The following is a 12,717-nucleotide window of genomic DNA, read 5'->3' as shown; positions in this document are numbered from 1 at the left end:
AATAGGGGTGGGGTATTCACGTGGCACGTCGCGCCGGAGCGGGGAGTTCAGGCTTTACGCTGGTCGAGTTGATGGTGACCCTGGCGGTCCTGGCAATCCTGCTGGCGGCCGCGCAGCCGTCGTTTGCTGATTTCTTCGAACGGTACCGGCTGCGCAGTGCGGTCGACGACACCTTCGCCGTGTTCGCGAACGCGCGGCAGGCTGCGGTGGAAGCGGATCGCAACGTGCGCCTGAGCGTGGGCGGGACGACCACCGCATGGTGTGTCGGTGCGGTCCAGGCGGCCGAGCCGGGGACCGCGGGCGCGCTTGTCGAGACCATTCCGGCCGCGTGTGATTGCACCGCAGCTGCCAGCTGCATGGTCGGCGGCGACCTCGTCGTGGTCAACGGAACCGGTCGTACCGGCGTCTCTGTCGCAGCCGTCGGCGAGGATTTCACCTACGACAGCAAAGGCGGGACGCTGGCGGTGGGCGACTGGACGCCCGCGCCAAGCATCCAGTTCCTTTCATCCACCGAGCGGTACGGCCTTACCGTCGTGGTAAGCGCGCTTGGGCAGGCGCGCACCTGCGTCACAGCGGGCAAGCGTCCGGTCCCGGGGTACCAATCATGCTGATGATTTACAGGGCCGGCACTGCCCGGACGAGTCGCGCCGTTCCCGCGCGGGCGCATGGGTTCTCGCTCGTCGAACTGATGGTCGCTTTGGTGGTGGGGCTGGCGGTGGTGCTGGCCACGCTCGGCTTCGTGGTCTCCGTTGCGCAAGCCAACTCCGAGAACATCCAGGTCACCCGGCTGACGCAGGAACTGCGGGCGATCACGGAAGTGATGACCCGAGAGTTGCGTCGCGCACGTTACACCGCCGATCCGGTAAGCCTGATCGCCAGCGGCGGCGCGATAAACCAGGACGACATCAACATCATTGAAGCCGGCGAGAACGTCCAAAGCGGGTCATGCATCGTCTTCGGCTATGACGAGCCGCCCGATCCGCCGGCTCCGGCGGCTGCCGTGACGCGCAGCATCTGGCTGGACGGGACCGACATCCGCTTGAATCCGACGGGCACCGATTGCCTCGCTGGAGAGACGCTCAACTCCGGGCAGGTCGTAGTGACCACGCTGCTGTTCCAGCGCAATGCAACCAATCCCTCGCGCTACGACATCGTCGTCAGCGGACGTCTGGCCACGGCGCCCCAGGGATCTGCGCTGGACGGACTCGAACGAACATTCCGGCAGACGATCTACGTCCGCTCAGGAGAGGTGGACTGACATGAACAACCGGATTGCACTGGAGCGCCCGCACGTTGGCTCGACATCGGCACGCACGGCCACTGGCAGCACGCTGCTGGTGGTGATGGTCCTGCTGTTGCTCGCGACCCTTTTCGTGGTCTTTGCGCTGAATGTCGGCAGCTTTGAACAACGCACTTCCGGCAATGATCTTCGCGCGAAGCTGGCACAGGAAACGGCGGAGTCGGGCATCGCGCTGGGCGTGGAATACCTCAATGCAAACCGGACGCTGTTCGCCACTAACGACACCTGGCGGGAATGTGGTGCCAGCGAGACCGATTTCCCCTGCGGTGCTGTGCCCGCCACCCGGCGCGCCACGATGTTCACGTACATGGCTGAAGGAAGTGGAGGTGCTGCCCTGGCAGACCGCCTGCTGCCGTTGCAGGCCGAGCTTGCTGATTCAAGCGTCGGCGGTTTCGGCGCCACCCGTCAGGTCGGCGCCGTGCTGTGCCGGGTCCGTGAGATCCCGGCCACCGGCGCTACCCCGGCGGGTACCGAATGCACCGACAGCCTCGATGACGCCTCGACCACCTGGGTCGCTACCCTCGTGTCCAAGGGCAGCCTGACCGGCGAAGGCTCCAGTGCCACCGTCAGCCAGACCATCGGCGCGTACAACATTTTCGCTGCCGGGGTGGGTACACCGCCGCTGGTGGCGTCGGGCTCGGTCGACGTCGGCGGCGGCATGCAAGTCGTCACCTCGCCCGATGCGGCCGGATCCGGCGTACCGACCTCGATCTGGTCGCGGTTGGACGTCGGTGCCAACGGCACGCCGAACACCTGCTACTTCGATAATTTCATTCGCCAGGGCGGTAGCAACTCCGGGCCTCCTGGTTACTTCGACGGCATTGCCGTGTGCGACACCTGCAAATGTCCGACCGACAACTCCCTGTCGTTCGGCAAGGGCGCCGACTTCTGTGAAGGCATGGACATCGTCGACATCGAATCGGACCCGCTCAATGTTGCAGGTTGTCCAACGACTGCGAATGCGAATATCCGCCGGGAGGAGTTCCCGGAGGACCTGTTCGCGTTCCTGTTCGGTCAGTCCGCGTGGACGGACGTTAACCGGGGCGGCATTGCCGAAGGCGATGCATGCACGACCGCAGCGCTGGATTGCCACTTTGGCGAAGAACGCATCATTCTTGCGGACTGCAAGTACCCGCATCCAACAACCGGGGCGGAGGTCACAGCATCGCTTCCGGCCGACACCTGCTATCTGCTCAACATCCGCAACAAGATCCACATTGGCGACGGAGTCGATGACCAGGCGCAATGCGACGCGTTGGGTGCGGACAGTGAGGGTGTCATCTGGGTACATGAAGAGGCGATCGGTGACTTGCCGGGCTTTGCGGGTGGCTGTGACAGGATCAGGGGCCTCAATCAGTTCGGATCACCCAGTAAGCCGGTGGCGTTGGTCTACGACGGCAGCCTGACCCAGGTCAACGGCCTGGTCATGTACGGCTTGGCGTTCCTGCGCGAACCCAATAGCAGCACGACGCTGGACCCGGCGACCGGTGGGTCTGCCGTACTCGGCGTCAACGGCAACATGACGATCTATGGTGCCGCTGTCGTGCAGGGAAAGGTGCAGTCAGGCGGTGGCGGTAGTGCGGCGATCGTCTACAACAAGGACGTGCTGTTCAACCTGATCAACAATCCCAACAACATCAATCCGGCCTCGATCCCCGGGTCCTGGACCGACCGGCTGCGGTACTGAGGAAATGGCCATGACACTGATCTCCATGCGCCGCCCCACCGGATCCCGTGGCTTCACACTGCTGGAAGTCATGATCGCGGTGGTCGTGCTTGCCACCGGCATGCTGGCCTTGACGGCACTGCAGGGTGCGTTGGCCCGTTCCAGCGCCGACGCGAAGGCGCGCTCCCAGGTCGCGGCCTATGCGTCCAGCGAGCTCGACCGCATCCGCACCGGCACCGTCGGTGACGCCGCCGAAATCGCCGCCAGCATTGCTGCCACGGCAGACGCCGCGGGCCTGGCGACGCTGACCCGAAACGTGGTGTCGACCCAGTACGTCTACGACGAGACGGCGAATGCGGGACTGGGTGGCTTCGTCCCCGACACCAACCCTCCGGGGAACATGGCCTACTTCAACCGGCATGTGATCAATGTCGGCTGGACCGACGCTAGCGGTGCTGCGCGTACCTTGAGCATGACCACCGACGTCAGCCCACTGGCGCTCAATGCCTCGAAAGTTCTCGTTGACCGGGAGCCGAACGACGATGCCGGTCTGCGCCCGATCGTGCGCCGCGAAAGTCCCCTGACCGAGGGCATGATCCCCATTGCGACCGGTGGCGCTGACGGCGAAGCGACGGCAGCGACCAATCCGAAGCCGACGTTGCAGGGCGGCGAGGACGGTACTTATGTCTCGGACACCCGTTTCGACGTCCTGACCTACTCGCACGACGAATTCACCCCGGACGGATTCGCACGCTTCAACAAGCGCATTGAAACTGCCATCGTCGGCTGCTCGTGCCGGAATGACGCCTCCGGTTTCGACGCCGGGGGCAACAACTACCTACAGTCGTTCCTGCTCGCGCAGGGGTTCCGGCCGACGTATTGGGACGGTAACGCGTACAAAACGCCGGAACTGGCGAGTACCCCGGTCAATTCGAGCCCGGCCGATGTCACCCAGAGCGAACTGTGTGATGTGTGCTGCCGCGATCACAAGGACCCCGCAGGGGCAAGCGGTCCCAAGTTCAGTCCATGGCCGGGGCAGACTTCAGCGCATTATCGTCTCGACAACAACGACAATTTCATTGCAGTCGATAACAGCGGTGGTGCCGAGTACCTCGAAGCCTGCCGAGTGATCCGTGTCGATGGCGTGTTCCGGGTCGCTGCGGACCCGAAGATCCAGGACAACGCGCTGGTGGCGACCCGCGAATTGGACGGCAATCCAACCGCTGCCATACCGGTACCGGATAGCGACTCGGCCACGTCGCCCACACTCGATCCGGGCGGAACGGAGGCTTACGAGAACTATGTCTACGAGGCCGTTTCCAGTCTGTTCTACTCCACAGGCTCGATGAGCGGTGAAGGCAACGGAACCGACTTCTCCGCCGTACAGGAAAACGCGGGTCTCAACCGTCCTGCCTATGTTCCGATTCGTTCAGGCGAGACCCGTTGGCTGCACGGGCGCGTGTTCATGGCCGATTACCTTGAAGCTGAAGCGATCAGGCGACTGACAACCGTCGCGCAGGAGTGCGACCCCGCCCCTACCGATGACCTGAGCCGAGCGCAGTGTGTGCTGCCGTATGTGCCAATGGCGACGATCAACACTACGGAAATTTCGTCCTGGTCGCCGCGTGCCGTCGTTGCCGGCGATGCGTTGCCGTCAGACCACGGAATATCGGCGATGGAGGGAGATGATCGCAATTACCTCAACTTTGCGGCCTCGAACATTCGATCGCACAATTCCGGTCTGGCCCTATACAGCGCGATCAATCCGGATGAGGCTAATGCCCTCGCAGTGGATGAGCAGTTGTTCGTGCGGTTGTCTGACGAGCACCCTGCCGGCCCATTGTGGCTGGACACTCCCAGTCCAAATCCAAGTACCGCCAGGCTGTTTGGTGACGTAACCAACCCGATGCGAGGCTATGCGCTGGCCGCAGCGCCAAACCAGTTCACCATGAGCTGGATATTGCCCAAGGTCCAAGGAAAATCGATCGTAACGGACGCAGACAAGAACAACGATCCGACCGCGATTGTTACTTTGGGCAACTGCCAACCGCGCGCTACGGATGGCTCGAGTGACCCATACGCTTGCTCGTCCGAGCCCACCGAAAACATTGAAGTCTCGCTCGGCGGCTACAACAGCAAGGATGTCGAGGAGATTGACAATCCCTGTGAAAATCCGACGACTTCCATTGTTGAACGGCCCATGTGCGTGACCTACCAGTTCGAGCGCGCATTGGTGGACGGCGTTGTAGTAGCTGAAGCTGATTCGAGCACTTCCAACACTTCCAACCCGGGCATGCTTGACGAAGCGATTAGTTTCACAATCCCCAGGATCACACCGATCAAGGACGTCCCGGCGGTCACGCCCAAGATCAGTGAAGTCGTCGTGGACTTCGGTACCCGTCAGGAGACTCGCGCGACCTATCAAACCTGCAGCGCCGGCGTACCGGTGTGGGAGCTGGCCTGCGACTAGGATCTGCGTTTCTCCAGTTGACGCATTTACGGCAGGGCGGCATCATATGCGGCCCCCGCCCGAATAGCTCAGCTGGTTAGAGCACTTGACTGTTAATCAGGGGGTCGTTGGTTCGAGTCCAACTTCGGGCGCCAGAACACCGGATCACTGTCGTGATCCCGCCGAAAGGCCCGCCGCGAGGCGGGCCTTTCGCGTTTTTGGGACGGTGGTGCGGCTCTGTCGGGGTCGGTTCCCGGTGCGTGCGCGGCTCGCCCCGGGAGCTGCGTACGCGCCGCGGGTGGAGGAGATGGAGCGAGTGGTGGGTCTCGCTTGCTTCGGGGTTGCTGCGTGATCGCGGCTGAAGCCGCTCCTACAAAGGGGGCGGGCGTGTACGGCGGCTGGCGTGGCGTCGTCGGGCCGGTCGAAGAAGCGGGCGCCGACGCGCGGCTGATGGGTATCCACGTTGGTCTCAACCGGCTTGCACACACACCTGTGCGGCCTCCCGGGTGGGTGTGCCCGGGAATGCTGCGCAGCTTGGCGCGTATCCGGGAGAGGCTGGTGATCCGGCTCTGCCGTCGCATCGAAGCTTGAAGGTGCCGGCTTCTGTATCAACGAGTCACCGTGGCCTGCGTTGAAGCTCCGGGCACACTCATTCCAGGATGGCGCGCACCGCGTCCAAGGCTTCCTCGACCAGCGGCGCAGGCGCCTTTTCGACGCGCTTGAATGTACGTGCGCGGGCGTCCACCGTGCGGGTCTGGTCGCACAACACAACCCCCTGCGTGCGGGTGCCGGCGCCCGCCAGGGTCACGCTGAACCCGGTGTCTCGCGACGCCATGCCACCTTGGGTGATGGGCGCAACCAGCAGCAGGCCCGATGCCGTGTTGAAGGCATCGGCCGACAGTACCAGCACCGGTCGCGACCCCCGGATCTCCCGACCCTGCGTCGGGTTGAGGTCCAGTTCGAGGATATCGCCGCGCCGTGGAATGCCTCGGCTCACAGCAGTTCGCGGCCGGTCGGTGCGTCATCCAGCCCGTCGTCGCGGTGCCAGTCGGCAGGCGTTCTGGGGCTGGCGGCCAACCTGTCCACCAGGCTGCGGCGGGCCGGAACGACCGAAAGCTTGCGCCCGTCGACGGAAAGCTCGACCGCCGAACCGGCTTCGATCGCCAGGCTCTGCGCAATCGACTTGGGGATCGAAAGAATGATGGAGCCGCCGGATTTGCGGAGGATGGCGGTGAATGGCATCAGGATTACATCGTCAGAAGTTTTATCAGTGTAAAACATTACGCTCGCCGTGTGCTGGGTGCAACGATGTATGGGGGAGTGTTACGCCCGCCATCGGCGGGGCGCTGGAACGCAGTCGCCGCGTCAACTGCGCACGCAATCCTGCGCGGCGGCCGCGGTCGGTGTGCCGCTGCGGGCGCGCCCGTCGTTGGCCAGCACCAGCGTCACCGCCTTTTCGACGCCGCGCTTGTCGCACAGGGTGAAGGTCACGTTGGAGCCGGCGTTGCCGCCGTTGGGCTGGAATACCAGCCGGGTGCGTCCGGGGGTGCTGCGCAGGCGGGCGCCGCCTTCCAGTGCGCCCCGGCGCTGCAGCAGCGGCTCGTTGGGGTCGCGTTCGCGGTTGCCGTTGATGTCGGGGAAGGCGATCCAACCGTCGGTCCATTCGACGCTCCGGCTGCATTGCGTCGCGCCGGGATCGTTGCTGGAGCACACCACGACCTCGGTGGCGGTCAGGGCCGAGTGCCGCACCGCGTCGAGCACGGTCTCGGCCATCGCCAGGCGCGCCTTGCCGGCGTGCACCGCCGAGGTCGCGTTGCTCCAGGCAGGCACCGCGATCGCCAGCAGCAGCGCGGTCACCAGCAGTGCCACCAGCGCCTCGATCAGGGTGAATCCCTTGGTGTTGCCTCGCATGGGCCGACTCCGTTCGAACCAGGGGCCAGCATGCCGCCAGACCAGGTGAACCGGCATCGGAATGCCAGTGCCACCGGGGTAGGAAAACGCCGCGACGCCCCCATCTCTGGCGGCTCGCTAGACTGCGTGGTCGCCTGACTGCAGCTCCGCATTGCGCAACGCCATGAACGACAGCCCCCCACCGATGAACGACAGCACCCGTCCAGCCCCGCCCGCCGAGGGCGTGTTCCAGCTGGTCTCGCCGTATTCCCCGGCGGGCGACCAGCCGCAGGCGATCGCCAAGCTGATCGAGGGCTTTGAGAGCGGCCTGGCCCACCAGACCCTGCTCGGCGTGACCGGCTCGGGCAAGACCTACACCATCGCCAACGTGATCCAGTCGGTACAGAAGCCGACCCTGGTGATGGCGCCCAACAAGACCCTGGCCGCGCAGTTGTACGGCGAGTTCAAGGCGTTCTTCCCGCACAACGCGGTCGAGTATTTCGTCAGCTACTACGACTACTACCAGCCCGAGGCCTACGTGCCGTCGTCGGACACGTTCATCGAGAAGGACAGCTCGGTCAACGAGCACATCGAGCAGATGCGGCTGTCGGCGACCAAGGCGCTGCTGGAGCGACGCGACGCGATCATCGTCTGCACGGTGTCGGCGATCTATGGCCTGGGCGACCCCAACGAATACTTCCGCATGGTGCTGCACCTGGTGCGCGGCGAGCGCATCGACCAGCGCGAGCTGATCCGCCGCCTGACCGAGATGCAGTACGTGCGCAACGACACCGAACTGCGCCGCGGCACCTACCGCGTGCGCGGCGAGGTGATCGACGTGCACCCGGCCGAGTCGGAGATGGAGGCGGTGCGGGTCGAGCTGTTCGATGGCGAGATCGAGAACATCACCGCCTTCGACCCGCTCACCGGCGAAAGCCTGCGCAGGCTGCCGCGCTTCACCATCTATCCCAAGTCGCACTACGTCACCACGCGGCGCACCGTGCTGGACGCGGTCAACGCGATCAAGGACGAGCTGCGCGTGCGACTGGAGCAGCTGTACGCCCAGAACAAGCTGGTCGAGGCGCAGCGCCTGGCGCAACGCACCCAGTTCGACCTGGAGATGCTGGCCGAGGTCGGGTTCTGCAACGGCGTGGAGAACTACTCGCGGCACCTGACCGGCCACATGCCGGGCGAGCCGCCGCCGTGCCTGTACGACTACCTCCCGCCGGACGCGCTGCTGGTGCTGGACGAGTCGCACGTGACCGTTCCGCAGATCGGCGCGATGTACAAGGGCGACCGCTCGCGCAAGGAAACGCTGGTCGAGTTCGGCTTCCGCCTGCCTTCGGCGCTGGACAACCGGCCGCTCAAGTTTGAGGAGTGGGAAGGGCGCGCGCCGCGTTCGATCTTCGTCTCGGCCACGCCGCGCGATTACGAGATGCAGAAGTCCGAGGGGCAGGTGGTCGAGCTGGTGGTGCGCCCGACCGGCCTGATCGACCCGGAGGTGGAGATCCGCCCCGTCGCCACCCAGGTCGACGACGTGCTCGGCGAGATCACCCTGCGGGTGGCGATGGGCGACCGCGTGCTTATCACCACGCTGACCAAGCGCATGGCCGAAAACCTCACCGAGTACCTGGGCGAGCACGGCGTGCGCGTGCGCTACCTGCACTCGGACATCGATACGGTGGAGCGGGTCGAGATCATCCGCGATTTGAGGCTGGGCAAGTTCGACGTGCTGGTCGGCATCAACCTGCTGCGCGAGGGCCTGGACATGCCCGAGGTGTCGCTGGTGGCGATCCTGGATGCCGACAAGGAAGGCTTCCTGCGCTCGGCCGGCTCGCTGATCCAGACCATCGGCCGCGCCGCCCGCAACGTCCGCGGCAAGGCGATCCTGTATGCCGACCGGGTCACCAACTCGATGCAGAAGGCCATCGACGAGACCGACCGGCGCCGCGCCAAGCAGGTCGAGTACAACGCCGAGCACGGCATCACCCCCACGTCGGTGGTGCGCGGGGTGATGGACATCATGGAAGGCGCGCGGGTCGACCCCGACGCGCTCAAGGGCCGCAACCGGGAGCGAAAGCTCGCCGAAGAGCACGCCGAATACCGCACGCTGAGCCCGGCCAAGCTGGCCGCGAAGATCAAATCCCTGGAACAGCGGATGTACCAGCACGCGCGGGATTTGGAGTTCGAGGAGGCCGCCGCGGTACGCGACCAGTTGCGGCAGCTGAAGGAAGCAGGATTCATCAGTTGATGCCGCGTTCGGCTCGATGCAATACGCCGCGGCAAACCTCACGCTCGGCACGATCTTTGTAGGAGCGGCCCATGGCCGCGATGCTCTTCGCCCGGCGCTGGCGAAACGCTGGTCGCGCCTAGGCCTTCCCGCACCCGAGCGGGCTTGTCGTGATCTGAACGAAGGGCTCGCGGCCATGGGCCGCTCCTACGAAAAGCCGTCGGGGCAAAGACCCGTCGGCGCTCTGTAGAGCGGAGCTTGCTCCGCTGCACCGCCACGGCAGTGACGGAATCGCGGGCGGGCGTGAAGCCGAGCAAGCTCGGCTCTACACAACCTCGCGGCACGCACCACGCCCGTCGCGATCTTTTGTAGTAGCGGCCCATGGCCGCGATCGCATCTTGCGATGCCCACAGCAAAACGGCGCGACCCTGGGGATCGCGCCGTTCGCCGATTGAAACTGGTGGGCGGTACAGGGTTCGAACCTGTGACCCCTACCATGTCAAGGTAGTGCTCTACCGCTGAGCTAACCGCCCGGTCGCCGATGTAACCCCGGCGAGAGGGCGCGCAGTGTAGCCCAGCGTGAAGGCGGCGACAACTGGTTCGGCCCTCGCTTGAGCGCCTGTTGCGGCCAAGTGAAACCGCGGTGATATCCGCTAGTCGTGCCCGGCTGCCGTCGATGGAAGCACACTCCCGCTTGGAGCGGAGAACCCGACTCTGAAGGCGCTTCTACGCGACGGCACCGCCTTCGGCAGCATCAGCAGAAAGACTTTCATCCTCCGCGCAACAGTTGCAGCCGCGCACCGGGCGGGCTTCGGCCGCCGCTCGGCCGGTTGCTGCTGAAGCTCGCGTTTGGCGGAGGTATAGCCACCAGCGCGGAACTGGCACCGAACTTGCGACCTCTTCAATCGCGGCGTCAGGCACCTGAATCCTTCAGGTGCCGCGCCGGGCCGATACAGCGGCCCTATCGCGTGGATCATTTATGGATGGATCGAACGGGAAGCGAAATGGTGCTGGCAAGCGAGCGCTGGTGACCGGTGGTGCCGGGTTCCTGGGCTCCCATCTCTGCGCCCGACTGCTCGAGGACGGCTATGAAGTGGTGGCGATGGACAATCTCGCCACCGGAAGCATGCGCAACCTGAGGCCGCTGCTCGGGCGCGGGCTGATCCAGTTCATCGAGCAGGACGTGGTGAATCCCGATGAAGCGCAACTGGCCGGCTTCCGCGCCGACCGCATCTTCAATCTCGCGTGCTGCGCCTCGCCTCTGCACTACCAGGCCGATCCGGAGAAGACTATCCGGACCTGCATCGATGGCTCGTTGAACATGCTGCACCTGGCACGACAGTCGGGGGCGCGGATCTTCCTGTCCTCGACCAGCGAGGTCTACGGTGAGCCTGAAGTGCATCCGCAGATGGAAAGCTACCGCGGCTCGGTCAGCTCGATCGGGCCGCGGGCCTGTTACGACGAGGGAAAACGCTGCGCTGAAGCGGCGTTTTTCGACTATCACCGCGTCCACGGCACCGAGATCAAGGTCGCGCGCATCTTCAACACCTACGGCCCGTCGATGCAGGCCGACGACGGCCGCGTGGTGTCGAACCTGATCGTGCAGGCGCTCAGGAACGAACCGATGACGATCAACGGCGACGGTAGCCAGACCCGCTCGTTCTGCTACGTCGACGACCTGATCGAAGGCATCGTGCGGCTGATGGACAGCCCTGCCGAGGTCACCGGGCCGGTGAACCTGGGCAACCCGTCCGAGGTGACGGTGCTGCAACTGTCGACCCGCATCATCGAGCTGACCGGCTCGCGATCCAAATTGAGACATCGGCCGATGCCGGTCGATGACCCTACCCGGCGCTGCCCGGACATCACGCTGGCGCGCCAGAGCCTGGGCTGGGCGCCACAGGTATCGCTGGACGAAGGGCTGCGGCGGACGATCGCCTGGTTCGAGGAAACCCTGGCCAACGGTCATCTCGATCTTGGCACCGATTCACTGCTGCAGATGGAGATCAATAGTGGCTGCAACTAACGGAGGCGGTGACGGAAAGCAACAGGCAGGCTCGGGCCTGGTCCTGATCACCGGCGGCGCCGGATTCGTCGGCTCGCACCTGGCCGATGAACTGCTCGCGCATGGCTATCGGGTCCGGGTGCTGGACAACCTGTCGGAACAGGTCCATGGCGATGCGATCGGGCGCCCGGCGTATCTGCATGAAGACATCGAGCTGATTCGCGGCGATGTCCGTGACGCGACGGCGGTGCGCCGGGCACTGCTCGGCGTGGACGCGGTGTTCCACTTCGCCGCCGCGGTCGGCGTCGGCCAAAGCATGTACGAGATCGAGCGCTACACCGACGTCAACAACCGCGGCACCGCGGTGCTGCTGGAAGCATTGGCCGCGACGCCGGTGGCGAAGCTGGTGGTCGCATCGAGCATGAGCGTGTATGGCGAAGGGCTATACCGCGACGACGCAGGCAACGTGCTGAGCCCACCGGAACGCCCCCTGGAACAACTCGTGCGCGGCGACTGGGAACTGCACGGCGGCGGCGCGATGCTGGCGCCGTTGCCGACCCCGGAGAGCAAGCCGGTCTCGCCCTCATCGGTGTACGCGCTGTCCAAGCTCGACCAGGAGCGGCTGTGCCTGCTGATCGGCCAGGCCTATGGCATTCCCACTGTCGCCTTGCGCTTCTTCAACATCTACGGCACCCGCCAAGCGCTGTCGAACCCCTACACCGGCGTGCTTGCGATCTTCGCCGCGCGCTACCTCAACCGGCGCGCGCCGATGGTGTTCGAGGACGGGCAGCAGCGTCGCGACTTCGTCAACGTGCGCGATGTCGCGCGCGCCTGCCGGCTGGCACTGGAGACCCCCGACGTCGATGGCCGCGTGCTCAACATCGGCAGCGGCAAGTCGCTGAGCATCCTGGAGGTGGCCGAGCAGATGGCCCGCGCGCTCGGCATCGATGACCTGCCGCCGGAGGTCACGCGCAAATACCGCACCGGCGACATCCGCCACTGCTTCGCCGATATCGAGCTGGCCCATGAAGTGCTGGGCTACCGGCCGCAGGTCGACCTGGCCGATGGCCTGGAGGAACTGGTGGAATGGATGCTCGGGCAGAACGCATTCGATCGCGTGGAGGACGCCAGCGCCGAACTGTCGCGCCGGGGCTTGCAGCGATGAGGCCTGCCGCGA

At 65.0% G+C, this 12,717-nt stretch carries 10 protein-coding genes and 2 tRNA genes; 8 read left to right on the top strand and 4 right to left on the bottom strand.

Features of this window, described 5'->3' with window-relative positions:
- The first annotated feature begins 71 nt into the window (after window positions 1-71).
- From ACJQWM_RS05950 to ACJQWM_RS05930, 5 genes are all read left to right on the top strand, one after another.
- Window positions 72-611 (top strand): hypothetical protein, encoded by a 540-nt coding sequence (locus ACJQWM_RS05950; protein WP_411306732.1) that lies wholly within the window; start codon window positions 72-74, stop codon window positions 609-611.
- Window positions 605-1,258: a PilW family protein gene (locus ACJQWM_RS05945; RefSeq protein WP_332703139.1), complete on the top strand. Its 654-nt coding sequence runs from the start codon at window positions 605-607 to the stop codon at window positions 1,256-1,258. The genes ACJQWM_RS05950 and ACJQWM_RS05945 overlap by 7 nt, the downstream gene beginning before the upstream one ends.
- A 1-nt stretch (window position 1,259) precedes the next feature.
- Complete coding sequence (locus ACJQWM_RS05940; RefSeq protein ID WP_332703137.1) at window positions 1,260-2,987, top strand: hypothetical protein; 1,728 nt, start codon at window positions 1,260-1,262, stop codon at window positions 2,985-2,987.
- A gap of 10 nt (window positions 2,988-2,997) precedes the next feature.
- Window positions 2,998-5,436, top strand: coding sequence for a prepilin-type N-terminal cleavage/methylation domain-containing protein (locus tag ACJQWM_RS05935; protein ID WP_332703135.1), 2,439 nt, complete (start codon window positions 2,998-3,000; stop codon window positions 5,434-5,436).
- A 57-nt stretch (window positions 5,437-5,493) separates the two neighbouring features.
- Window positions 5,494-5,570: transfer RNA gene (locus tag ACJQWM_RS05930), tRNA-Asn, on the top strand.
- A gap of 494 nt (window positions 5,571-6,064) precedes the next feature.
- Here ACJQWM_RS05930 and ACJQWM_RS05925 read toward each other — a convergent pair.
- The 3 genes from ACJQWM_RS05925 to ACJQWM_RS05915 form a co-directional block, all read right to left on the bottom strand.
- A complete protein-coding gene (locus ACJQWM_RS05925) occupies window positions 6,065-6,412 on the bottom strand; it encodes a type II toxin-antitoxin system PemK/MazF family toxin (protein WP_332703133.1) in 348 nt (115 codons plus the stop codon).
- Window positions 6,409-6,657 carry an AbrB/MazE/SpoVT family DNA-binding domain-containing protein gene (locus ACJQWM_RS05920; RefSeq protein WP_332703131.1) on the bottom strand — a complete coding sequence of 83 codons (249 nt, stop codon included), beginning with the start codon at window positions 6,655-6,657 and terminating at the stop codon, window positions 6,409-6,411. The genes ACJQWM_RS05925 and ACJQWM_RS05920 overlap by 4 nt, the downstream gene beginning before the upstream one ends.
- A 123-nt stretch (window positions 6,658-6,780) precedes the next feature.
- The gene (locus ACJQWM_RS05915) at window positions 6,781-7,326 is read right to left on the bottom strand and encodes a GspH/FimT family protein (protein ID WP_332703129.1); all 546 of its coding nucleotides are present in this window, start codon (window positions 7,324-7,326) and stop codon (window positions 6,781-6,783) included.
- A gap of 184 nt (window positions 7,327-7,510) precedes the next feature.
- On the opposite strand from ACJQWM_RS05915, the gene uvrB reads away from it, so the two are divergent.
- Complete coding sequence (gene uvrB / locus ACJQWM_RS05910; RefSeq protein ID WP_332703179.1) at window positions 7,511-9,556, top strand: excinuclease ABC subunit UvrB; 2,046 nt, start codon at window positions 7,511-7,513, stop codon at window positions 9,554-9,556.
- A 437-nt stretch (window positions 9,557-9,993) separates the two neighbouring features.
- On the opposite strand, the gene ACJQWM_RS05905 is transcribed toward uvrB, so the two are convergent.
- Window positions 9,994-10,068, bottom strand: a tRNA-Val gene (locus ACJQWM_RS05905).
- 446 nt (window positions 10,069-10,514) lie between these two features.
- Between ACJQWM_RS05905 and ACJQWM_RS05900 the strand changes: the two genes are divergently transcribed.
- Together ACJQWM_RS05900 and ACJQWM_RS05895 are read left to right on the top strand one after the other, a co-directional pair.
- Window positions 10,515-11,561, top strand: coding sequence for a UDP-glucuronic acid decarboxylase family protein (locus ACJQWM_RS05900; RefSeq protein ID WP_332703127.1), 1,047 nt, complete (start codon window positions 10,515-10,517; stop codon window positions 11,559-11,561).
- The gene (locus tag ACJQWM_RS05895; RefSeq protein WP_332703125.1) at window positions 11,548-12,705 is read left to right on the top strand and encodes an NAD-dependent epimerase/dehydratase family protein; all 1,158 of its coding nucleotides are present in this window, start codon (window positions 11,548-11,550) and stop codon (window positions 12,703-12,705) included. Before ACJQWM_RS05900 ends, ACJQWM_RS05895 begins: the two co-directional genes overlap by 14 nt.
- The last annotated feature ends 12 nt before the right edge of the window (window positions 12,706-12,717 follow it).

Source organism: Novilysobacter longmucuonensis (assembly GCF_046600735.1).
In the GTDB taxonomy this organism is placed as follows: Bacteria; Pseudomonadota; Gammaproteobacteria; order Xanthomonadales; family Xanthomonadaceae; genus Novilysobacter_A; species Novilysobacter_A longmucuonensis.
The sequence above is the reverse complement of the archived record's forward strand: the minus strand, read 5'-3'. Positions and strand labels throughout refer to the sequence as shown.